Origin of the sequence: Geobacillus sp. 47C-IIb (genome assembly GCF_014679705.1) — a bacterium.
Lineage (GTDB): Bacteria > Bacillota > Bacilli > Bacillales > Anoxybacillaceae > Geobacillus > Geobacillus thermodenitrificans.
Genome location: NZ_CP061473.1, coordinates 3,022,840 through 3,044,961 on the forward strand (window position 1 = coordinate 3,022,840; position 22,122 = coordinate 3,044,961).

At 51.0% G+C, this 22,122-nt stretch carries 29 protein-coding genes; 25 read left to right on the top strand and 4 right to left on the bottom strand.

Going from position 1 to position 22,122, the window contains the following annotated elements:
• Positions 1–13: 13 nt before the first annotated feature.
• The 3 genes from ctaG (at position 14) to IC804_RS15295 (ending at position 1,789) form a co-directional block, all read left to right on the top strand.
• Complete coding sequence (gene ctaG / locus IC804_RS15285; protein WP_008878721.1) at positions 14–916, top strand: cytochrome c oxidase assembly factor CtaG; 903 nt, start codon at positions 14–16, stop codon at positions 914–916.
• Positions 917–963: 47 nt separating this feature from the next.
• On the top strand, positions 964–1,419 hold the full coding sequence (locus IC804_RS15290) for a DUF420 domain-containing protein (RefSeq protein WP_008878720.1): 456 nt from the start codon (positions 964–966) through the stop codon (positions 1,417–1,419).
• A 76-nt stretch (positions 1,420–1,495) separates the two neighbouring features.
• Positions 1,496–1,789 carry an Asp23/Gls24 family envelope stress response protein gene (locus IC804_RS15295; RefSeq protein ID WP_008878719.1) on the top strand — a complete coding sequence of 98 codons (294 nt, stop codon included), beginning with the start codon at positions 1,496–1,498 and terminating at the stop codon, positions 1,787–1,789.
• A 38-nt stretch (positions 1,790–1,827) separates the two neighbouring features.
• Here the strand turns inward: IC804_RS15295 and IC804_RS15300 are convergent, their stop codons facing one another.
• A complete protein-coding gene (locus tag IC804_RS15300; protein WP_008878718.1) occupies positions 1,828–2,187 on the bottom strand; it encodes a YugN family protein in 360 nt (119 codons plus the stop codon).
• A 174-nt stretch (positions 2,188–2,361) separates the two neighbouring features.
• On the opposite strand from IC804_RS15300, the gene IC804_RS15305 reads away from it, so the two are divergent.
• The 7 genes from IC804_RS15305 (at position 2,362) to IC804_RS15335 (ending at position 6,039) form a co-directional block, all read left to right on the top strand.
• Entirely contained in the window at positions 2,362–2,787 is a 426-nt protein-coding gene (locus IC804_RS15305; protein ID WP_008878717.1) for a CBS domain-containing protein, read from the top strand.
• A gap of 127 nt (positions 2,788–2,914) precedes the next feature.
• Entirely contained in the window at positions 2,915–3,922 is a 1,008-nt protein-coding gene (locus IC804_RS15310) for a CAP domain-containing protein (RefSeq protein WP_008878716.1), read from the top strand.
• An 80-nt stretch (positions 3,923–4,002) separates the two neighbouring features.
• A complete protein-coding gene (locus IC804_RS15315) occupies positions 4,003–4,386 on the top strand; it encodes a YlbD family protein (protein ID WP_029760406.1) in 384 nt (127 codons plus the stop codon).
• 12 nt (positions 4,387–4,398) lie between these two features.
• Positions 4,399–4,632, top strand: a complete 234-nt coding sequence (locus IC804_RS15320; RefSeq protein ID WP_008878714.1) for a YlbE-like family protein — start codon at positions 4,399–4,401, stop codon at positions 4,630–4,632.
• 40 nt (positions 4,633–4,672) lie between these two features.
• On the top strand, positions 4,673–5,044 hold the full coding sequence (locus IC804_RS15325; protein ID WP_008878713.1) for a hypothetical protein: 372 nt from the start codon (positions 4,673–4,675) through the stop codon (positions 5,042–5,044).
• Positions 5,045–5,303: 259 nt separating this feature from the next.
• Positions 5,304–5,750 (top strand): YlbF/YmcA family competence regulator, encoded by a 447-nt coding sequence (locus tag IC804_RS15330; protein ID WP_008878712.1) that lies wholly within the window; start codon positions 5,304–5,306, stop codon positions 5,748–5,750.
• 19 nt (positions 5,751–5,769) lie between these two features.
• A complete protein-coding gene (locus IC804_RS15335) occupies positions 5,770–6,039 on the top strand; it encodes a YlbG family protein (RefSeq protein WP_008878711.1) in 270 nt (89 codons plus the stop codon).
• A gap of 52 nt (positions 6,040–6,091) precedes the next feature.
• Here the strand turns inward: IC804_RS15335 and IC804_RS15340 are convergent, their stop codons facing one another.
• On the bottom strand, positions 6,092–6,481 hold the full coding sequence (locus IC804_RS15340) for a DUF7147 family protein (RefSeq protein ID WP_060475717.1): 390 nt from the start codon (positions 6,479–6,481) through the stop codon (positions 6,092–6,094).
• Between the two features lie 140 nt (positions 6,482–6,621).
• Here IC804_RS15340 and IC804_RS15345 point away from each other — a divergent pair, with 140 nt between their 5' ends.
• Genes IC804_RS15345 through coaD form a run of 3 tightly spaced genes read left to right on the top strand, consistent with a single transcriptional unit; the run spans position 6,622 to position 7,913 of the window.
• Positions 6,622–6,789 (top strand): hypothetical protein, encoded by a 168-nt coding sequence (locus IC804_RS15345; RefSeq protein ID WP_190300625.1) that lies wholly within the window; start codon positions 6,622–6,624, stop codon positions 6,787–6,789.
• Positions 6,790–6,844: 55 nt separating this feature from the next.
• Positions 6,845–7,453 carry a 16S rRNA (guanine(966)-N(2))-methyltransferase RsmD gene (rsmD, locus tag IC804_RS15350; RefSeq protein WP_008878709.1) on the top strand — a complete coding sequence of 203 codons (609 nt, stop codon included), beginning with the start codon at positions 6,845–6,847 and terminating at the stop codon, positions 7,451–7,453.
• Positions 7,419–7,913 (top strand): pantetheine-phosphate adenylyltransferase, encoded by a 495-nt coding sequence (gene coaD, locus IC804_RS15355; RefSeq protein ID WP_008878708.1) that lies wholly within the window; start codon positions 7,419–7,421, stop codon positions 7,911–7,913. Before rsmD ends, coaD begins: the two co-directional genes overlap by 35 nt.
• 123 nt (positions 7,914–8,036) lie before the next feature.
• Here the strand turns inward: coaD and ylbJ are convergent, their stop codons facing one another.
• Complete coding sequence (gene ylbJ, locus IC804_RS15360; protein WP_008878707.1) at positions 8,037–9,272, bottom strand: sporulation integral membrane protein YlbJ; 1,236 nt, start codon at positions 9,270–9,272, stop codon at positions 8,037–8,039.
• A 131-nt stretch (positions 9,273–9,403) separates the two neighbouring features.
• Between ylbJ and IC804_RS15365 the strand changes: the two genes are divergently transcribed.
• Both IC804_RS15365 and IC804_RS15370 read left to right on the top strand, forming a co-directional pair.
• Positions 9,404–10,183 (top strand): patatin-like phospholipase family protein, encoded by a 780-nt coding sequence (locus IC804_RS15365; protein WP_008878706.1) that lies wholly within the window; start codon positions 9,404–9,406, stop codon positions 10,181–10,183.
• 5 nt (positions 10,184–10,188) lie between these two features.
• A complete protein-coding gene (locus tag IC804_RS15370; RefSeq protein WP_008878705.1) occupies positions 10,189–11,208 on the top strand; it encodes a SepM family pheromone-processing serine protease in 1,020 nt (339 codons plus the stop codon).
• On the opposite strand, the gene IC804_RS15375 is transcribed toward IC804_RS15370, so the two are convergent.
• Positions 11,181–12,401: a nucleotidyltransferase gene (locus IC804_RS15375; protein WP_011887093.1), complete on the bottom strand. Its 1,221-nt coding sequence runs from the start codon at positions 12,399–12,401 to the stop codon at positions 11,181–11,183. The genes IC804_RS15370 and IC804_RS15375 overlap by 28 nt on opposite strands.
• Positions 12,402–12,749: 348 nt before the next feature.
• Between IC804_RS15375 and IC804_RS15380 the strand changes: the two genes are divergently transcribed.
• The 10 genes from IC804_RS15380 to IC804_RS15425 all read left to right on the top strand — a co-directional run bounded on the left by IC804_RS15380 (position 12,750) and on the right by IC804_RS15425 (position 22,081).
• The gene (locus IC804_RS15380) at positions 12,750–13,292 is read left to right on the top strand and encodes a YceD family protein (protein ID WP_008878703.1); all 543 of its coding nucleotides are present in this window, start codon (positions 12,750–12,752) and stop codon (positions 13,290–13,292) included.
• Between the two features lie 149 nt (positions 13,293–13,441).
• A complete protein-coding gene (gene rpmF / locus IC804_RS15385) occupies positions 13,442–13,615 on the top strand; it encodes a 50S ribosomal protein L32 (protein ID WP_011230605.1) in 174 nt (57 codons plus the stop codon).
• A gap of 156 nt (positions 13,616–13,771) precedes the next feature.
• Complete coding sequence (locus tag IC804_RS15390) at positions 13,772–14,527, top strand: enoyl-CoA hydratase/isomerase family protein (RefSeq protein ID WP_008878701.1); 756 nt, start codon at positions 13,772–13,774, stop codon at positions 14,525–14,527.
• Between the two features lie 70 nt (positions 14,528–14,597).
• On the top strand, positions 14,598–15,176 hold the full coding sequence (locus IC804_RS15395) for an RsfA family transcriptional regulator (RefSeq protein WP_008878700.1): 579 nt from the start codon (positions 14,598–14,600) through the stop codon (positions 15,174–15,176).
• Positions 15,177–15,273: 97 nt separating this feature from the next.
• Complete coding sequence (locus tag IC804_RS15400; protein ID WP_008878699.1) at positions 15,274–16,164, top strand: 2-dehydropantoate 2-reductase; 891 nt, start codon at positions 15,274–15,276, stop codon at positions 16,162–16,164.
• Positions 16,157–16,543, top strand: coding sequence for a DUF3397 domain-containing protein (locus IC804_RS15405; RefSeq protein WP_008878698.1), 387 nt, complete (start codon positions 16,157–16,159; stop codon positions 16,541–16,543). The genes IC804_RS15400 and IC804_RS15405 overlap by 8 nt, the downstream gene beginning before the upstream one ends.
• A gap of 73 nt (positions 16,544–16,616) precedes the next feature.
• Entirely contained in the window at positions 16,617–18,245 is a 1,629-nt protein-coding gene (gene bshC, locus IC804_RS15410; RefSeq protein ID WP_081157219.1) for a bacillithiol biosynthesis cysteine-adding enzyme BshC, read from the top strand.
• Between the two features lie 279 nt (positions 18,246–18,524).
• Complete coding sequence (gene rsmH, locus IC804_RS15415) at positions 18,525–19,457, top strand: 16S rRNA (cytosine(1402)-N(4))-methyltransferase RsmH (RefSeq protein WP_008878696.1); 933 nt, start codon at positions 18,525–18,527, stop codon at positions 19,455–19,457.
• A gap of 50 nt (positions 19,458–19,507) precedes the next feature.
• The gene (gene ftsL, locus IC804_RS15420) at positions 19,508–19,864 is read left to right on the top strand and encodes a cell division protein FtsL (RefSeq protein ID WP_008878695.1); all 357 of its coding nucleotides are present in this window, start codon (positions 19,508–19,510) and stop codon (positions 19,862–19,864) included.
• A 6-nt stretch (positions 19,865–19,870) separates the two neighbouring features.
• Positions 19,871–22,081 (top strand): penicillin-binding protein, encoded by a 2,211-nt coding sequence (locus tag IC804_RS15425; RefSeq protein WP_011887097.1) that lies wholly within the window; start codon positions 19,871–19,873, stop codon positions 22,079–22,081.
• The last annotated feature ends 41 nt before the right edge of the window (positions 22,082–22,122 follow it).

A 22,122-nucleotide genomic window follows, 5' to 3' on the forward strand; every position in this document is an offset into this window, starting at 1 on the left:
GGAGGAGATTCCTATGTTTCAATCGCTGCAAATGTTTGGCACAGTTGCGCTTTGGAGTCCGTTTTTTCTGTTGGCATTGCTGACTATTGCCGTATTATATCTCGCAGCTACCGGACCGTGGCGGCAGCGGTTTGGTCTTGATGTTCCTGTTTCGAGAAAGCAAAGAGCGTACTTTTTGACAGGAATTGTTCTTCTTTACGTATGCAAAGGCTCCCCGCTCGATTTGATGGGGCATTTAACGTTTACCGCCCATATGGTGCAAATGGCTCTGCTTTATTTACTGGTGCCACAATGTTTTATTTTAGGAATTCCAGCGCCGTTTTATGAGCGGATATTCCGCATTGCAATCGTGCGCCGTTCGTTTCAGCTGTTGACAAAACCGATCGTGTCTTTGTTTTTGTTTAATGGTTTATTTTCGTTGTACCATGTTCCAATGGTGTTTGATGTCGTGAAAACGAATATGTTTTTGCATGCTTTTGTCACAACGGTCATTTTCATTGCAGCTTTTTTCATGTGGTGGGCGCTTGTTAATAAACTTTCGGGCTGGACGACATTATCAGGATTAAAAAAAATGGGATATATTTTTGCTGACGGCATGCTGCTTACACCGGCTTGTGCGCTCATTATCTTTGCAGGCACCCCGCTTTATGAGACGTACACAGATCCAGAAGCATGGATGACCGGGTTGGCGCTTTGCGTGCCGCAAGGAATATTAGCTTCGCTTGATTTGACCGGACCGCAAATGTTTTTGTCGATGTCCCCGCTTCATGATCAGCAGCTTGGTGGGATATTGATGAAAATTATTCAAGAAATTGTGTATGGGACTATGCTGTTCTTTGTTTTTAGAGAGTGGTATCAGAAGGAGCGGGAAAAAGAACCGAGCATGGATATGACGCCACGGCCGACGAAACTGTAACGTGCCGTTCATCGTAAAGAAGAGACGAAGGGAAGGGAAGAGAAGCCATGGAGATGTTACCGACGATCAGCACGAGTTGCATTGTGATCAGCGCCCTGCTTGTCGCTTACGGTTGGTACTTGATCAGCCGCAGGCGGACGGAAGCGCATAAAAAGGTGATGTTGGCCGCTGCTGTCTTTGCGCTTTTGTTTTTTGTCATTTATATGTCGCGGACGTTGTTTATTGGCAATACGAGCTTTGGTGGACCAGAGGACGTCAAGGTGTATTATACCGCATTCCTCTTTTTCCATATTGTTTTAGCGACGATTGGGGCAGTGTTTGGCCTTGTGACGATTTGGAGCGGCTTAAAAGATAATCGGTCCCGCCACCGCCGTCTCGGTCCAGTGACAAGCATCATTTGGTTTGGCAGCGCCTCAACCGGGGTTGTTGTCTACTGGTTGCTTTATGTGCTTTATCCGGGGGGACAGACGACATCGCTCATTAAAGCCGTATTGGGCTTTTAGCTGGCCGAGTAGCGCCGGCTGCCGGCCCCGCATAGCATAAGCATAAGCAGAGAATGCGCAGCGGGAGGGGAGTGCGGTGAATACGTTGCGATACCGGAAGCGGAGCGCCGTGGAAGCGACGCTGCTGACGATTGTCATGATGTGTGTGCGCGAGTGGGAAGAAGTGTTGCCCGATGATTGTGAAGTGCTCGTGACTGTCTCCCAAAGAGGCCGATGCCGCATCACCGTGAAGCTGTCCATCCGGTACGGGGCGCCGGTGCTCGCTGTTTGCCGCGAGCTGCAACAGCAAATTGCTGAGGAGATTGCCGCCATGACACCGTACGTGGCTGAGGCCATTGATGTCACGGTCAAGCGGCTTGTGATGCCGTGAAAAAACGCATGAGAAATCAGCTCTCATGCGTTTTTTCATTACTCCTTGACTTTCTCGAGTTCGCTTTTGATTTGCGATAATAGTTTTTGGCATTGGCTGACAAGGGAAGATGGGAAATGTTCATCCTCGCCATATTCGACGCCGTGCGGATAGTAATGTTTCCCTAAAATCGGCGTGAGCAACTTAATGAGGGCATAGCGCGAATCGACATCTCCCTCGACCGCGTATCCTTGAACGCGCAAATAATATGTCCCTTCCTTAATCACATATTTCCGGTCGTACGTGACCCGCTCATAATCCCATTGCGCCGCGCGTACAAAACCGAGGCTTTTCATGATGTCATCAAGGCGGGACAGTTCAACTGTCTGATTTTCGAGTCCGCTATTTTCAAATTTCATCTGTCTTCCTCCTAACAACGCAGTATGTAGAGCGCCAAAAAGGAAATCATCCCCTCATTTATAATAGTACGAAAACGGTTTGCTTTTCAACGAATTGTTTGCCATTGTTTTTGTTTTAGGTGCATTTTTTCTCGTTTCGGGCACACAATAACAAGCAGAAAGGAGAGACGGACAATGCAAACAGTACGGGACGTTATGTCCACTGATATACAATATTGCACCCCGCTCGACAACATTTATGAAGTAGCCGTGAAAATGCGTGAATTTGATGTTGGGGCCATCCCCATCGTCGATGATGGCCACTTGGTTGGAATGATCACTGACCGCGATTTAGTCGTACGCGGTATAGCGGAAAAGCACCCCGGCTCGACGGCGGTGACGGAAGTGATGAGCCGTGATCTTGTAACGCTATCCCCTGATGATTCGGTGCAAAAGGCGGCAGACATGATGGCGCGCCATCAAATTCGCCGGCTCCCCGTCGTTGAAAATGGCCGTTTAGTCGGCATTGTGGCGCTTGGTGATTTGGCGACGAACCGCTATTCCGACGAAAGCGCCGGCCGTGCGCTGAGCGAGATTTCCGAACAACATAGCGTCCATTAGCCAATCAGACAAGGCATCGCTTCTTTTAACGAGACAAGACGCTCTTTTTGGGCGTCCTCTTTTTTTTGGCTTTGAAAAACGGCTATAATGACAGTAAGGATATTGTGTAGAAAGCGGGAGTTGCTTTGTGAGATGGTTCTTCCTTTTTTTGTTATTCTTGATCGGGTTTTATTACTTTGCACCGAGCCCGCCGCCCCCAAGTCCCGTGGAACAGCCGAAGACAGACGGTCATGTGTTGACAGAGCCGAAGGCGACCGCTGGCATTGTCTCTTTAATCGGTCGACCGGCGCAAGAAGCGAAAAAACAGCTTGGCGAGCCAGAGCGGATCGATCCCTCCGCCTATGGCTATGATTGGTGGGTGTACAGCCGCCATTCGGAATCGTACGTGCAAATCGGCGTGCTTCATGGCAAGGTCGTTACCGCTTTGGTTGGCGGGGAAAAGGTGAACGTCGAGCCGTTTGCAGTCGGTCAGCGCCTGCAGACGATTTTTCAAACGATGCCGGTCTTATCGAACATTGAAATTAAGCTAAGCAGCGGGACGTATCGGTTTGAGCTGTCCGAACAAGATTATTCATCAAGGCCGGTCGTCAAAGTTGGCGATGCTTATGCCCAGCTGTACATCGATCGCTTTACCGGCAGCGTAGCAGCCGTTCGTCTGATGGATGCGGAAACGTTCGTTAAGCTGCAGCCGTACGAGCTTGTTTACCGCGGCCGCCTCCCCACGGTTGCTCCTTTGTCGGAAGAAGAGCAACGAAATGTGGATGCGGCCAATGCGAAACAAATTTTTGACTGGACGAATTTGCTCCGTCACCGCTATGGGCTTTCTTCCCTTATGTGGGATGACCAAGCGGCCACCGCCGCCGCCAAGCATAGCCGGGACATGCATGACAACCAATTTTTCTCCCATGAATCGCCGCAATATGGGGATTTATCCCAACGGTTGGGCGTTCTTAATATTTCTTTCCAATTGGCTGGGGAAAATATCGCTGCTCATCAGGTGGATGGTGTGGAGGCGACCATCGGATGGCTCAACAGCGAGAAACATCGGGAAGTTATGCTAAACGAAGAATTTACTTACCTTGGTGTCGGCGTCTATGAGGATTATTACACGCAAAACTTCTTTACCCCACTGTAAAAATTGGGCGCACGTTCGCTTGCTGGGTGCGATATGATATGGCAGATAGGCATGAGTGGATGAAAGGGATGAGAACCGCCATGGCCAAGCCTCTGCATCCTTCTGTTGAGCAATTCAAACAGTTTGTGAAAAAACATCCGAAACTTGTCCAAGAGGTGCGCAGCGGCAAAAAGACGTGGAAGCAAGTGTATGAGGATTGGTATTTGTTCGGGGAGGACGATGAAATATGGGATCCGTATCGTGAAGCAAGCCGCAAGGAGAAAGAGGAGGAAAAAGGAACAAACACATGGCTTGATAAGCTAGCTGCAATGCTCGGACAGCTCGATGCGGAAGAGGTGCAAAAACATTTAGCGAACGTCCAACAGGCGATCACTGCCATTCAAAGCATTCTTTCTGAATTTCAAGGGGCTGGATCGCAGCGCCCGAACAAAGAGGAGCATCCGTTTTCTTTCCGCAAAGACTAAAGGGTGGTGGCGATGAGAAAGGACGTATGGCAATATATACAGGCAAACCCGATGTTGCGTGCGTTTTTGCGCGAACAGCCCCGATGGTATCGGCTGCTTGCCCGCCGCCCGCATGAGCTGTCGACGCTTCAGTTGGCTGCTTTGCGCCATTACGAGCAAACGATTCCCGATAAGGTAGAAAAAATTGCCCAATCCCTGCAAATGGCATCGCTCATGTGGCAAATGTTCAAAGCGTTGCGTGACTAATTTAACAGCAAACAGCAAAGACTAGCCCTAAAAGGGAGTGATGTCTTTGCCGAAATGGCTTGTATGGCTTGGGTGTGTGATGCTGCTATTGGTGCCTGCCATCGGCGGGCCGGCGGCAACATCAGCCGCCCTTCATGAACCATCCGCGGGCGGCCTATTGGAAGTAAAGCATCAGGTGCAAGGGAATGACGTTCTCATTGAATGTTTTGCCGCTCAGTTTCCGTTTCGCAAAGGAAACGGCGGTGGTCATATTAACGTCTATGTCAACGAACAAAAGGTAACGGAAGTATATACCGCTGCGTTTATCGTGCGCGGTCTGCCGAGTGGAAAGCATGTCATTCGCCTTGAACTCGTTTACAACGATGGAAAGGTGACTGGCATGACGCATGAATTTGATGTGGATATTCCGTAACAAATGGCGGGTGGCGGCTTTGGGCAAGAGTCGCTCCCGCCTCGTTTTTATGCGCTTTTTGGCCTATTCACGAAAGGGGCCTTTTGCTCTTAAGCGTGAAGGTGTACGAGCATCAGTGATGTTTATCAACCTTATATTATTTTACTCAATGATTTCCAGTTTTTACATAATCTTTTTTGGCCATCCTCCCCTCTGACATCTCTCCGCTTTCCATTTTTCTTTCATTCATGGTATGATGAATAATGGAGGTGCCAGATTTGTGAGGATTGCTACTCTCGAGCGCATCGAGATTTTGGATAAAGCGGAAGCGTTAGCGAAAATGGTTGTTGAGTCAGATGTGGCGGCCGACTATCGTCGCGCGTTTTGGCGGCTCAAGCAAGACCACCGTGCTCAACAGCTGATTGCCCGCTTCGTTCAGTTGAAGGAACGATACGAGGAAGTGCAGCGATTCGGCAAATATCATCCCGATTACCGCGATGTGATGAAAGAAGTGCGGGAAGCGAAACGGGAGCTCGATTTGCACGGAACGGTTGCCGCCTTTAAAGAAGCGGAAAAGGCGCTGCAGCAACTGCTTGACGATATTAGCGTACTGATTGGCAAGGCCGTATCGGAACATGTGAAAGTGCCGACCGGGAATCCGTATTTTTTGTCGGCCGGCTGTTCCGGCGGTTGCGGGAGCGGTGGGAGCTGCGGTTGCCGCACATAGAAAAAAAGGGGAAGGGACTATGTTTCCAAAACGGCAAGGGATTATCGTTTGGCTTCATTCGCTGAAATATGGGAAACAGCTGCGCAAGTTCGGCAACATTCATTACATTTCCAAGCGGCTGAAGTATGCAGTTCTTTACTGCGATATGGAACAAGTTGACCATGTGATGAAAAAACTTGCCGCACTCCCGTTTGTCAAGCGGGTCGAGCCGTCGTACCGACCGTTTTTAAGGTTAGAGTTTGAATCGAAAGGGGAGAAAGAAAAAGACTCCCCGTATCCGCTTGGATGAGAGAAAAGAGCGGGCCCTAGCTGGTATCAGCAGCGGGCCTGCTCTTTTTTCACTATTGAAGCGGCGGAATGAAGCGATTCATCCGCATAATGCCGATTAAGTGCTGATAGTATAGGTCAAGGTCAGCGAACATTGTCGATGGCTTGACATCGAGATGGATGATGGTTTCGCCAAGCTCTTTCACCGTTTCTTCGAATAGTTTGTACCGTTTGTTCGGCTTGACGGATGGATCGGGAATGCCTTCACGGCAAATATAAAGCGGCTGAAAGTCGCCCGGATCTGTTGGGCGAAGAACAACAACCAAGGAGACGACGGGCTGCTCTTTTTTCACTGTATGGAAAGCAAAAAAGCCGGATAAGCGATGGCGATTAGCCCGCGCCAGCTCAATCAATTCATATATATCGGAATAACCTTCGCCAAGTTCGATAAAACGTTGGATCATATGTTGTCCCCCTTGCAATCATCGTCCATCCTTAACTTTACCGGCCATCGTCAGAAATTGCAATCAAAAAAAACCTTGCGGACAAAACGATCCGCAAGGCTCTTTCCAATTCCTTGTCTCCGCCTAGTGCGGAACAAGGGATGGAAAGAAAAAAAGAAAAGGGAGAGGAGAAACCGGAGGAAGAACTTATGGGGAAACGTAAGTCTTCTCCGTCATTGGCAACAACGCCATTAACGATGTTGCCATTACTCATTATGGACGGTTTGCCGATTCTTATACATCGGCGGATAAAAAATTCTTCGGTTTGACGATGACCAACTTTATGGTAAGATTACGATGAAAACAACGAATTAGGTGAACGCGATGAGAGTCATTTCTGGAATGTGCAAAGGTCGGCATCTGCAAGCGGTTCCAGGGATGTCGACGCGTCCGACGACCGATAAAGTAAAAGAGGCGATTTTCAATATGATCGGGCCGTATTTTACGGACGGCATCGGTCTTGATTTGTTCGCCGGCAGCGGTGGGTTGGGCATCGAAGCGCTCAGTCGAGGGCTCGAGCGTGTCATTTTTGTCGATCATGATACGAAGGCAGTGCAAACGGTTCGAAAAAACGTTGCTGCCTGCGGGCTTGAGAAACGGGCGGAAATTTACCGCAATGATGCCGGGCGGGCATTAAAGGCGGTTGCGAAGCGCGGCTTGCGTTTCTCTGTCATTTTTCTTGATCCGCCCTACAAAGAGAAAAAGTGGCTGACGCTTTTATCATTCATTGTCGAGCATGGCCTGCTGAAGGCGAATGGCGTTGTCGTTGCCGAACATCTGGCTGAGGTCGAGCTGCCGGAAGAAGTCGGCAACTTAAAGCAATGGAAACGGGAAACGTATGGCATTACCGGCATCACCATTTATCGCCGGATAGACGAACAGAAAGGGGACGAAAGCGATGGCGAGCATTGCCGTTTGCCCGGGGAGCTTTGACCCTGTGACATACGGGCATTTGGATATTATTAAGCGGGGGGCGAAAGTGTTTGACCAAGTTTATGTTGCGGTGTTAAACAACTCATCGAAAAAGCCGTTGTTTACCGTCGAGGAGCGGATGGAGTTGCTGCGTGAGGTGACGCGGACGCTCGATAACGTCCATGTGGAATCGTTCCACGGTCTGCTTGTTGATTATGCCCGAAGCAAAAAGGCGAACGCCATTTTGCGCGGCTTGCGTGCCGTGTCTGATTTTGAGTATGAAATGCAAATTACGTCGATGAACCGTGTCCTCGATGAGAACATTGAAACGTTTTTTATGATGACAAACAGTCAGTATGCATTTTTAAGCTCAAGTATCGTCAAAGAGGTTGCGAAATATAATGGCGACATTTCTGAGCTCGTTCCCCCGGTCGTTGAAGCGGCGCTAAAGCGGAAATTTGCGTCTGCAGTTGCCGATTGACAGCCAAGATGGAACAGTGCCCGCTCGGCAACTGAAATACGGCTTTGGAGTTGGCTGATAATGAAAACATAAACAGTGTGGACTTGGCTCACCGGATGGCCCCAAAGACCGGGCGCCTAACGGTTATAAGCGCCCGCGGGTTCCATTGGTCGTTTTGGCGGTCAGCCATATATAAAGGCAAAGAAAGAGCAGTGTTACTAGCGGTCCATATTGTTGCAGCAGTTGCCAGACTTCGTCCCAAGCGTTGTCCGGGGGGATGGGAAGAAACGTCGGAATACTGTCTGGCTCTCCGCTAGCTGTCTGTACATACAGCGGCTTCCAGAGCAAGTATGTAAATAAAGCTGCGAACACCCCGTGCATCAGACGGGCGATGAAAAATGGCTGGAAGCGAATGTTGGCCTCAGCAAGGATGCTGGCGACTTGCGCTTGAACGGAAAAGCCGCCGAAAGCGAGGATGAAGCTTGTCGCCACCGCTTTTTCAAGCAGCGAGGCCTCTTCTGTTTGGCTGATCATTTGACTGCCAAGCGTAATTTCAAATAAGCCGGAAAACACCGGGATGTCAAACTGCTCCGGCAGCTGGGTGAGGCGGAGCAGCTGACGTAGCAGCGGAGCAAACTGTTCAGTCAAGTGCATCATGTACAACAGTTTGTTGACGACAGAAAAGAGAATAATAAAACCGCCGATCATTAACAGCGTTTGAACGGAAGAACGGACAGCGTCGCCGAGCAGTTTGCCAAGCGGCTGTTCGTTTTTTAACCTCGTTTGGTGCAACGTGCGCAACGCGTACGGAAGTGAAAACGGGCGAGGGCTTCGCTTTGGCTTCCCTTTCTCTTTTCGGATGCCGTGAAAGCGCATGATCAATCCAACGCTAATGTTCCCTAAATAATGGGAAATGGCCAACACAAGCCCAAGATGTGGATTATTGAAAAATCCAGCCGAGACAGCACCAAAAATGAACAGCGGGTTCGACGAATTAGTGAAGGAAGCGAGCCGCTCAGCTTCAATGGTCGATAGTTGCTTTTCTTGGTACAGGCGGGCGGTTAATTTGGCTCCGGACGGATAGCCGGACGCCATTCCCATCGCCCAGGCAAACCCGCCAACGCCTGGGACACGAAACAACGGGCGCATCAGCGGTTCAAGCAGGACGCCGAGAAAGCTGACGACGCCAAAGCTAATCAGCAGCTCTGAGATGATGAAAAACGGCAACAGCGATGGAAAAACGACTTCCCACCACATATTCAAACCGCGAATGGACGCTTCAAGCGACTGTTTCGGGTAACAAATGAGCGAAAACGCAAATAGGGTGACAGTGGAAGCGAGCAGTACCGTTTTCAGTTTGGTTCCCCAGTTTCGTTTCAACGTTCTCCCCCCTTTTCTCGCTGTTCGGCTTTTTGCGGTACAACCTCATATAACCTAATATACGAGCATAGGGGGACATTTTAGACCATAAGATGAAAGCGGGGAACACCGCAGCGAAGGAGGGAAGGATTGTGCCGCCGAAAGTCGGATTGGCGCTTGGCTCGGGAGGAGCGCGCGGGTTTGCCCATCTTGGTGTATTGAAAGTATTGGAGCAGGAAGACATTCCGGTGTCCTACTTAGCCGGCAGCAGCATCGGTGCGCTGGTTGCTGTCCTTTATGCGAGCGGCCACGGCCTCAACCGGCTTTATCGGCTCGCTAAATCGTTTCGGCGCAACGATTTTCTTGATTGGACAGTACCGAAAATGGGATTAATTGCCGGCGAACGTATCACTGAGTTCATCCGTTTGTTGACGAAAGGGAAGCGAATCGAGGATCTTTCTCCACCGGTGGCGGTTGTCGCCGCCGATTTGCAGACGGGGGAAAAAGTCGTCTTTCGACAAGGGGAAGCGGCACAGGCGGTGCGGGCAAGCATTTCGATTCCCGGCATTTTTGTGCCGGCTGAGATGGACGGGAGACTGCTTGTCGACGGTGGTGTCGTCGACCGGGTGCCGGTGTCGGTCGCCCGGGCGATGGGGGCGGATATTGTCATCGCCGTCGATGTCGCCCCGCTTAACACGAAAGCGGAAATTACATCGATTGTTGATGTCATCTGGCAGAGCCTCGACGTTTTGCAAGCCGAGCTCGTCACCTACCGCCAGCTTGCCTCAGACGTGATGATCCGGCCGCGCGTTGAGCGGTACAGCTCGCGGGCATTTACACATATTGAGGAAATTATCGCCCACGGTGAGGAAGAAGCGCGGAGACAGATCGGAGCGATCCGCCAAGCGATCGAACAGTGGAAGGAGCCATAGCACGAATGAAAAAACGGACGTATATCGCAGCGTTTTTCTTTGGCGCTGTCCTCGCTTTTTTGCTCTTTTTTGTGAAACTGCCATATTATGTGATGATGCCAGGAAGTGCGCAATATTTAAAGCCGCTCGTTCATGTCGAAAACGGTGACCGTGATGAGGGAACGTTCATGTTGACGACGGTCCGCATGGGGCGCGCGAACGTTGTCGCTTACTTGCTCGCCCATATCCGCCCGTTTTATGAGCTGCATCCGGTGGAGGAGATTAAGCAGGAGGGGGAGAGCGATAAAGAATATACGATGCGCCAGCTCGAGTTGATGGAACAGTCGAAAGAGGCGGCGATCGTCGTGGCTTACCAGCATGCCGGAAAGCCGGTCACGAATGAGGCGAAAGGCGTGTACGTGATGAGTGTCCTTCCTAATATGCCGGCAGCTGGGCGCCTAGAAGCCGGCGACCGCATTGCTGCGATCGACGGCCAGCCGATTAATACGTCAGAACAAATCGTGAGCTACGTTCGAGAAAAACAAGCTGGCGATCGTGTTCGCGTCACGTTTATCCGCGACCGGAAGCAGCATGAAGCCGAGCTTGTGCTGAAGCCGTTTCCGCACCATCCGAATCAAATCGGCCTTGGTGTCACGTTGAGGACAGATTATGACGTCCGCACCGACCCACCGGTGGAAGTCGATTCGGAACAAATCGGCGGCCCGTCGGCTGGACTCATGTTTTCACTCGAAATTTATAATCAGCTTGTCGATGAGGATATTACGAAAGGACGGAAAATCGCCGGCACCGGAACAATTGACATTCATGGAGAAGTGGGTCCGATTGGCGGCATTGCGCAAAAAGTCGTGGCGGCTGACCGTGAAGGGGCAGATGTGTTCTTCGCTCCGAATGAACATGGTGCGCCGTCGTCGAACTATCGCGAAGCAGTAAGGACGGCTAAAAAAATCGGGACGAAAATGAAAATCGTCCCGGTGGATACGTTTGACGAAGCGATCCGCTATTTGCGTTCCATGCCGGAGAAGTAAATGGGCGCCGTCGCGTATTCTTCCTTCAGTGCGGCGCTGTATAACGGCTCAGGAAAGGCGGCAGTGTAGACGGCTGTCGCCCTTTTTTCTTGCTCATACAGCGGATCGCCGTTCAGTTTGGCAGCTTTGGCAATGAGCGGCAATGCCAGCTCTTTTTTCACCTGCTGCAAGTAGCGGCGTCCGGTTTCATTCATACCGAGCAGCCGGATGTACGTCGGAGCGGCCGCCTTGTTTTGTTCCTCTTTTGTGAAATTCGTCAACACATGCACGCACAGGCGCTGCAGTCTCGTCCATGTGTACCGTTTCGTTTTTGTTGCGGCGATGAAAGTAGCAAACGTTTCGGCGCTGACAATTTTTTGCTTCAGCCGGTATTCGATGCCTTCCTCCACCCCGGCGATGCGGCGTAGGTCTTCTTCACTGGATGTCAGCAGACGATATTTCAGCAGCGGAAAATACGCCTCCCAATCATGCCAGCGTCCGTACGTCAGCCGGTATTGCTGCAGCTGTTCGGCGGTGGTGGACGGGATGTACGCGGCGATTCGTTCTAGCTGCCCTGTTTGCCTGAGCACTTTCCGCAAGCTGGTCGCGCTGGCGATGGATGAGTGGGAAAACGATTCGTCATGATATCCGGCCGCCAGACGAGGGATGGTACGCGGCACAATTGCCAGCTTGTTTTGCCAAATCGCTTTTACGTACGCAAATCCAAGCACATTGTTCGGTTTGGATAAGTCGAGTGCATCGGAATCGAGCTGCCGCCACGCCTCGGCGTTCGCTTTCGGGAAGCTTTGCCCGCGTGCAAGCTCAGAACGGACAAGGGAGTCAAACTTCTCCTTATGCTGAAACCATGTTTTGGCGGCAGTCAAAAAGGCGGCAATGTCCCCGGATTCGCTACCAAAGCAAAGTTCTTGGCACCCGAGGGCATCAAGCAGCCGCACCGCCCCGTGTGCAAATTGTTCTGCCGCTTGGACAGCGAATACGTACGGCAGCTCGATGACGATATCAACGCCTGCCGCCAGCGCCATTTTCGTCCGCGCCCATTTCGAAACGATGGCCGGTTCGCCGCGTTGCAGGAAATTCCCGCTCATGACGGCAATAAGGCAATCCGCCGCGGTTTTTGCCTTCGTCTCTTGCAAGTGGTGCCAATGGCCGTTATGAAACGGATTGTATTCAACGATGATGCCGACGGCTTTCATGGCCGCTCTCCCCAACAGAATACATGCCGCCCGATATGAAAATGATCGTTGATCAATGGCCACACCTCCTATATGTAATCTAGTATGGAATAAGCAGTAGCAGAGTTCAACTGTGAGTATGGGGAGGAAGTTTACAAAATAACCGTTGACAAGCAGCCGCGCGGTGTCGACTTTTGCACCGTTGCCAACAGACAGGGGCATGCCAACAGTGAAATTTGGAAATGATGGGAGTATGCCTTTCCTTTTGCTTTGTTTCTCTTTTTTGAAGGCTGTATGGTTGTAAAGAAAAAACATTGACAAAAATAGAAACGGAACGTATAATTTTATTCGTTGCCTTGAGGTGATCATATGAAATGGACGGTTCAACAGCTTCGTCGTTTTCAGCATAAGGAAATGACGATTGACGAGACGATCGATGTGTCTGATTTAAAGCAAATCGACACGTTGATCCGCGATATTTCACTGGTCCGTGTCCAAGGAAAAGCGGACATCGGTTCGACAAAGTTTACGTTTCACTTGACGCTGTCAGGGACGATGGTATTGCCGTGTTCCCGGACGCTCGTTGATGTGGAATATCCGTTTTCCATCGAGACAACGGAAGTGTTTTTGGCCGACGGTGGTGACTTTGTCGAAACCGACGACGATATCCATGTCGTAACCGGGGAAACCATTGATTTGAATCCGATTATTCGTGAACTCATTTTGCTTGAAATCCCGTTGCAACTCATTGCTAATGATCCGGACGCTGACGGAGCGCCGCAGCACGGGGAAGGATGGGACGTTCTCTCGGAAGAGCAATGGGAGAAGGCGATGGAAGAACAAGCAGAGAACAAAGTCGATCCTCGTCTAGCAGGGTTGGCCAAGTTTTTTGAAGAGAAAAACAAGGAATGACATTTACCGGCGTTGCCGGTCGATGGCGCCGGCGAAATGCGCACCGTCCGGCAGCTGCCTTGTTTGCCGGCCGACGGGCGGCTCGAACAAGCGGCCGCCCGCTTGCTGGCATCGATAAGCTGAATGTGCCAGACAAGGAGGTGGGAACGATGGCAGTACCTTTTAGAAGAACATCGAAAACGAGAAAAAGACTGCGCCGTACACACTTTAAACTGCAAGTGCCAGGCATGGTTCAATGCCCGAACTGCGGTGAATGGAAGTTGGCGCACCGTGTCTGCAAAGCATGCGGAACGTACAAAGGAAGAGATGTCGTCAACAAATAATCGCCGACATCACGCGAAAGGCTGTCCGAAAATAGGGCAGCCTTTTTATTATATGGAGGAAACAATGCCGTTTTGTCCGTGGACTCGTTTTTTCGTCACGGGGCAGGAAAACGGCGCATGCATGCCCAATTTATCATACGAAAGGGGAGACATGGTATGGAAGCCATAGTGGAGCATTATAACGGTATCGCGCTGTTTACGATTTGCCGCCCCGAAAGGCGCAACGCGATCAACTTTGCTGTGATGCATGCCCTTGAACAGGCAATGGAGCAAGCGGCGGCCGATGACAAAGTGAAAGTGTTTGCCATTACCGGCGCCGGCGACGAGGCCTTTTGTTCCGGCGGCGATTTAAGAGAGTTCGGACATTTGCGCGGCGCGGAGGCAAAACAAATGCTTAGGCGCATGGGGGAGTTGTTGTACAAACTACTGACGTTTCCGAAACCGACAGCAGCGCTTGTCAACGGAACGGCAATGGGAGGGGGCTGCGAGTTGGCGACCGCCTGTGATTTCCGCTTTGTCAAGGAGGGGAGTCGAATTGGGTTCGTTCAAGGCCGGCTTGGTATTACAACCGGCTGGGGCGGCGCGTCCATGCTGTTTGAAAAGCTTCCGTATGCGCGGGCACTCGACTTGTTGTTGCGCGCTGAGCCGATGGCGGCTGAGGAGATGGCAATGTGCGGCTGGGCTGATGCGGTTCTGTCGGCGGATCGTTGGTGTGAACAGTGGCAAGCGCGGCTTGCTCCCTATACAGCGCGGTCGCTTGCTGTCTTGCAAGCCTATAAGGCTGTGGCAGGCGAAAAATGGCGAATGACTTGGTTTCGTGAGCAATTTTTCGCCGAAATCGATCGGTGTGCTGGGCTTTGGGGATCGGCTGAGCATGAACAGGCATTGCGTCCTTTTTTGCGCAAGAAGTAATTTTTTCCTTCTACCGTTTCTATTAGCCGCATACATATAATGACAAAGCGGCAATAAGGAGGGGAAGGAGATGACGGGAGTACGCCAAGACGCATGGACGAAAGAAGAGGATGAACTGCTTGCTAACGTCGTCCTTGAGTATATTCGTACAGGCGGCACCCAACTGGAAGCGTTTGCCGAAGTAGGGCGGCGCTTGTCGCGGACGGCCGCGGCATGCGGATTTCGCTGGAACTCATATGTTCGCAAGCAGTATAAAGAGGAAATTGAGCAGGCGAAACAGGAGAGGAAAACGAGAAAAAAAGAAACGGCATCCGAAAAAGATGGCAGGGGGCAACCGGAAATGGAAGCGGCGGTTGAGAGTAAGCTGTCATGGGCGGAGGTGTTGGCCTTTTTGCAAGCTGAAGGGCAAAAGGCGCGCGAGATCCGACGGACAGCTGATGAAAACCGGGCGTTAAAAAACGATATGGAACAGCTGCAGCAAATGGTTACAAAATTACAAATGGAAAAAGAAGCGCTGCAAAAACAGCTGGCGGCTGTTCAAGAGGAGTATAAAACCCTGCTCACCATTATGGAGCGAGCGCGAAAAATGATGACAGGATCGGAAAAACAAGCGGAACAAACAGCAGCTGAGGGTGTCGGTGAGGGATAAAAAGCTGGCTTTTTAGCCGGCTTTTTTTCTTAACGGACTAAGAAGACATTTGCTAAAATAAGGCTAGCGTGACTGTGCTAGAAAGCGGGGGAGAGGCATGAACATTGGCATTGTCGGCGGCGGGGCGGTTGGACTGCTACTTGCCGCCTATCTCGGGCAGCGCCACGAGGTAACAGTTTATACGAGACGCTTGTCTCAAGCTGAGCAGCTTGCCAAGTGTGGCGTTGCGCTGAAAAAAGATGGGAAAACAGAGGTTGTAGCGGTTCGAGCGCAGCCGTTTGCTGGGGCGGAGCTCGTTGAGCCGCTTGTGTTCGTGACCGTCAAACAATATGATATCGCAGCTGTTTGCGCACAACCCGATTCGTTTCGCTGCGTCCGCACGCTTGTGTTTTTGCAAAACGGCATGGGCCACATTGAAAAGCTATCCGCTTTTGCTGATAAAAACGTCATCGTCGGTGTCGTAGAGCATGGCGCACTGAAGCTTGACGACCGGACGGTAGTACATACAGGGGTTGGCAAGTTAACGCTCGCATCGTTGTACGGAGCTCTTGCTATGGCCGCCGAATTGTCTGGGGACAGTGATTTTCCAATTGAATGGGCGGATGATTGGGAGCGGGTTCTTGTCGACAAGCTCATCGTTAATGCGGTCATCAACCCGCTTACGGCGCTCTTGCAGGTAAAAAACGGGGCACTCCTTGAGGTGGCGCCGTATCGGGACATGATGGCGCAGTTGTTTGATGAAGTGAGACAAGTGTTGCCGCTTCATAGTGCCGAGCAGGCGTGGCAACGCATTGTCCATATATGCCGAAGCACGGCGGACAACTATTCGTCAATGTATATGGATGTGGCAAACGGGCGCCGAACGGAAGTCGATGCGATTTTAGGCTATGTGTTAAGGCAAGGGGAAGCGCGCGGGGTGGCGTTGCCGCTCGTCCGTTTTGTCTTTTGCGCGTTGAAGGGGAAAGAAGGGGGGAACGCGGATGGGTGATTGGCTCGCGTCGATACTGGCGACATTTGTGACGTTGCCGCTTTTCCTGTTTTTGCTCGTCTATTTGGGAGCGCGTTTGTTTGGGGGGCGGAAGCGGGCGGCATTTTACGCCGCGGTCAACGTTGCGACCGCGTTTTTTATTGCTGCCGTCTATGTTTTGCTGACCGTGTTGTTTGGAAAATCGTATTTTATTCATCTCCTTCTCTTTTTGCTTGGACTGCATGCCGCCATCGCGATCGGGTATTGGCGGAAAAAGGCAGATTTTCGCCTAGCAGCGGTGTTCCGTCTATTTTGGCGGGCGTGTTTTCTCATTTTTGCTTTCCTGTACGCCGGACTGCTCGTGTATGGCATGATGGTGCGTGTCGCCGCCAACCTTTGAGCAATGATTTTTCTTTCTTTGCACCGAACATGCTATACTCATGAAAGAATACATAGGAAAGGGAGTTTTCGTCATGGAAGTTCGAGAAGTTCCGCTGCCGGCGACAACGAAGTTGGCAGCTGATTACATAACCGGTGCATTCCCAGCCGAAAAAGGGTTTGGCTATGCACGGACCGATGATGAGGCGTTTCGCCGGCGTCTGATTCACTTGCAAACAAGGACATATGACCGACATGGGCTGGCCGATTACTTGCAAGCCTATCACCGCCGTTTTTCAGCCAGCGCGGCGACGATGAACAATATCGATAAGCTGCGCGATGAAAACAGTGTTGTCATCGTCGGAGGGCAGCAAGCTGGACTGTTGACCGGCCCGCTTTATACAATTTATAAAATCATTACGATAATCCGGCTTGCCAAAGAGCAGGAGCAAAAACTTGGTGTACCGGTTGTGCCGCTGTTTTGGATTGCCGGTGAAGACCATGACATCGCCGAAGTCGACCATGTATATGTCGTAGAGGACGGCGAAGTAAAAAAAGTGGTGTATCCGCACAAATTGAAAGAAAAGCAGATGGCCGCCGATGTCCCTCTCGATCGCCAGCTTGCTGACGCGTGGATTGAGCGCGTCGTCAAAACATATGGGGAAACGGATGTGACGAATGAACTGCTTTCATTTCTCGCGGCGTGTCTGGACGATTCCCGCACGTTTGTTGACTTTTTTGCCGCTATTGTCCTGCGCTTGTTTGCCGATGACGGCTTAGTCGTTCTCAACGCTGGCGATGCATCGGTGCGCCCGCTTGAGCGCCGTTTTTTTGCTGCGCTCATTGATCGCCATCGCGATGTGACGTCAGCCGTGCTGGCCCAGCAAGAGGCATTGCGCGCGCTTGGATATGCACCGCTCATTGAGATCGCACCGAATGCGGCCAACTTGTTTTATTACGATGGCCGTGAGCGCTCTCTTTTGCACTATGATGAGGAAAGCGGGCTGTTTCGCAATAAAACGGGGAGTGTCGCCTTGACGAAGCAACAGTTGCTCGAGCTCGCTGAAGCGAAGCCGGCCTGTTTAAGCAACAATGTGGTCACCCGCCCGCTCATGCAAGAATATTTGCTGCCGACGCTCGCCTTTATTGCCGGGCCTGGGGAGATTGCCTATTGGGCGGAATTGAAAGAAGTGTTTGCGTTGTTCGGAATGGAAATGCCGCCAGTTGTGCCGCGTTTGCAGGCGACGCTTGTCAGCCGTTCACTGCAAACGGATCTGGTCGATATCGGTCTTGAGGCGGCCGATGTATTGTCCGGGCGCCTCGAGGCGGTAAAGCAGCAATGGCTCAAGGCAACCGCTGAGGCGCCGCTGACGGAGGCGTTTGCCAAAGCGAAAGCTGATATTGAGGCGGCACATCGGCCATTGCGTGAGCTTGGCGTGGCCATTGACCGCGGATTAGAGGGATTAGTGGCGAAAAATGCCGCCATCATTCAGGCACAAATCGAGTTTCTTCAGCAAACGTTGGAGCGGGCGTTGCTACGCAAACATGAGGTTGAATGGCGGAAATTTTGGCGTGTGGAAACGTCGCTGAGGCCGAACGGGGCGCCTCAGGAGCGGGTTTGGAACGTGTTTTACTATGTGAACCGTTACGGATTTGATTTTGTAGAAAAACTTTCAGCGATTAGCAACCCGGGAAACGGGATGCATAAAATTGTATATATATAAGGCTTTTTCAAAGAAAAAGTCGAAAAGAAAAATCCTGTTTCGAGCAGGATTTTTTTTTTCTTGAAATGAATAGTAAAAAAACAACCAAAATCGGATGGGAATAAAAGTAAAGGATCGATTTTTAAATTATGGTTCATATTGGTTTTGTCCGACAAAAATAAACAAAAAGGGACGCTTTTTTACAAAAAAAGCTAAAATTTTGTTCATCTTTGCGATATAATAAGGAAGCGGCCACTGGCCGATGCAAGTGCGTTCGGAAGCAACAAAGGTGGTGGACATATGTTTCAGCATACAACTGTGTTGTTAAAAGAGGCAGTCGATGGGCTGAACGTCCGTCCAGACGGTGTCTATGTTGATTGCACGTTAGGCGGCGGCGGCCATAGTGAATATTTACTCTCCCGTCTTTCAAAACGAGGAAAACTGTTTGCTTTTGATCAAGACGAGACCGCCATTTTGCACGCGAGCGAGCGGCTCGCCCGTTACCGTGAACAAGTGCAGTTCATAAACCGGAACTTCCGGTTTTTGCAGGAGGAGCTTTCAGCCCTTGGCATCCACGCTGTTGACGGGATATTGTTTGACTTAGGCGTTTCGTCGCCGCAGCTCGATGAGCCGGAGCGCGGCTTCAGCTATCAGCATGATGCGCCGCTTGACATGCGGATGGACCGCAAGCAGCGGCTTACAGCGGCGGAGATTGTTAACCGCTGGCCATATGAAGAGCTTGTCCGCATTTTTTTCCGCTACGGCGAAGAAAAGTTTTCAAAACAGGTGGCGCGCAAAATTGAAGAGGTGCGCCGTAAAAGACCGATCGAAACAACCGGAGAGCTCGTTGAAGTGATCAAAGCGGCGATCCCGGCACCAGCGCGCCGCAGCGGTGGACATCCGGCCAAACGCATTTTCCAGGCGCTTCGCATCGCTGTCAACGATGAGCTCGAGGCGTTTCGCGAAGCGCTCGAGCAGGCAATTGAACTGTTGGCGCCGGGTGGTCGAGTGAGCGTCATTACGTTTCATTCGCTCGAAGACCGTATTTGCAAAGAAACGTTTAAAAAAGCAAGCGAAAGCCCGCCATTGCCTCCGGGGCTTCCGGTTCTCCCCGATGATTACCGTCCCGTGCTGAAAATCATTACAAAAAAACCGGTTGTTCCTTCTGCTGAGGAGCTGGAACGAAACAACCGCGCCCGTTCGGCAAAACTTCGTATTGCTGAAAAACAGTAACGTGTGCGAATGATGGAAAAGAACGAGAGGAGAAATAGGAGGGGAAAGCTGTGAACAATTTGGCAGTTAAAGTAGTGCGTGAACAAAAGCGTCCGGCTGCACCGCCGAGCCCGAAGCCGCAGCGAAAACGTCGTTTTCGTCTCACATTGGCCGAGAAGCTGTTGATCGTCTCATTTTTGTTATTTGCCTTTTATGTGGCGGTTCAATTTGTCTCAAGCCAAGTGCAAATTTATGAGCTGAATAAAGACATACAAAAATTGGAGACGGCCATTGATGAACAGAAAAAGGAAAATAATGACTTGTACGTCGAAGTGCAGCAGTTGAGCTCGTACGAGCGCATTTTGCAAAAGGCGAAGGAGCTTGGGCTGTCACTGAACGAAGACCATGTGAAAGTTGTAAAGGAATGATGGAGAATGGAAATGAAAAAACATTCCAACACCCATCGAGGAGCAGGGATTTTGTTTATCGTTTTCAGCCTGCTCTTTTTTCTGCTCTTTGCCCGTTTTATCCAACTGCAATGGACCGGAAAAGCGGACGGTCATGTGTTAGCCGCGAAAGCTGAACAGCAGCATAAACAAAAGCGAGTGATCGAAGCGAAGCGCGGGACGATTTTCGATCGCAACGGCACCATTTTGGCGCAGGATGTACCTTCATATACGGTCGTGGCCATTTTGGATCCAGAGATGACGACCAACCCGGAACGTCCGCGTCATGTTGTCGATCCGGAAACAACGGCGAAAAAGCTTGCGCCGTTGCTTGGTATGGATGTCAAGGACATGGAGCGCATTTTAACGAAAAAGGCCAAGCAGGTCGAGTTCGGCTCCTACGGCCGCAACATCAGCTTTGAACTCAAGCGAAAAATTGAAGCGCTCGATTTGCCGGGCATTGCCTTCATCCGTGATACAAATCGGTTTTATCCGAATGGCACATTTGCTTCGCACGTGATCGGGTACGCACAAAAAAATGCGGAAAACGAAACAGTGGGCAAAATGGGTGTGGAAAAATGGCTTGATCGATATTTGCGCGAAACAGACGGCTATGTGTCATTTGCTGGTGATGTGAACGGCTTTCGCCTGCCGGAGGCAAAAGAACGTATCGTCAAGCCAGACAACGGGGCGAACGTCTATTTGACGATCGATGGAAAAATCCAAACATTTTTAGAAGACGCCATGAATAACGTTGAGAAGCAGTACAAGCCGAAGAAAATGATCGGTATCGTCGCTGATCCGAAAACAGGGAAAATTTTGGCTATGGCGACCCGTCCGAGTTTTGATCCGAATAAGCGCGACATTACGAACTTTTTGAATGATGCCATTTCCTATCCGTACGAGCCAGGGTCGACGATGAAGGTGTTTACGCTCGCGGCGGCTATTAATGAAGGGGTATATAACGGCAAGGAAACGTTTCGTTCCGGAGCGTACAAAGTTGGGCCAAACACTGTTCGCGACCACAACGATGTCGGCTGGGGAACAATTACATTTGACGAAGGAGTGCAGCGTTCATCGAACGTCGCTTTTTCCATTTTAGTGAAAGAAAAGCTCGGTGAAGATCGATTTTTGCAATATTTGCATCGCTTCCGCTTCGACCAGAAAACCGGCATCGATTTGCCGAACGAGTCTGTTGGGCAAATCCGCTATCGCTATCCGATTGAACGAATAACGACAGGATTTGGCCAAGGGACGTCGGTGACGCCGATTCAGCAAATTCAAGCAGCAACGGCAATCGCTAATGATGGAAAAATGATGAAGCCATACATCATTGAAAAAGTGGTTGATCCGGACAACGGCAAAGTCGTTCTTGATCATGAGCCGACTGTAGCCGGTGAACCGATCACTGCGGAGACGGCGCGCCAAGTGCGCGAGATTTTAGAGACGGTTGTCTCGTCGGAACACGGTACCGGCCGTCCGTACCAGATCGATGGCTACCGTGTCGCAGGCAAAACAGGGACGGCGCAAATTCCGTCGGCCGCCGGCGGCTACATGACGGGCCGGGAAAACTATATTTTTTCGTTTTTAGGTATGGCGCCGGCTGACGATCCACGGCTCATCATGTATGTAGCCGTTCAGCAGCCGCGGCTTGATGTAACGGAAACCGGGGCAGCGCCGGTGTCGCAAATTTTTACAACGGTGATGAAAAGCAGTTTGCAATATTTGCATATCGAGCCGGTAGAGAAAAAACAGACAGAGACGAAGAAGGCGGAACGGCGCGCGCTTGACTCGCTGATCGGTCAAACCGCCGTCTCAGCGGCGGAACAGCTGAAAGAAAAAGGATATGTGCCGGTTGTCATCGGCAACGGTAAAAATGTTGAACGGCAGCTTCCGAGCGGTGGGGAGCGCGTTCTTCCAGGGGAGCGAGTCGTGCTGAAAACGGACGGATCAGCAACGATGCCGGATTTGCGCGGCTTTTCGCTGCGGGACGCCATGAAAGTGGCCAACGTGCTCGAGTTGCGTCCGAGTACGAAAGGCACCGGTTATGTCGTCAGCCAAAGCATTCGTCCGGGAGCGGAAGTGCGCAAAGGAGATTATTTGATTGTCGAGCTGGCTTCTCCACGCCAATGGGAAGAAACGATGGCGAAGAAAGAAAAAGAGGCGGCTGAACGGAAGGACAACAAGCCGCACGAATGATTTTTGCCGTTCTATAACGGGGCGTACAAGCATATAGTGGA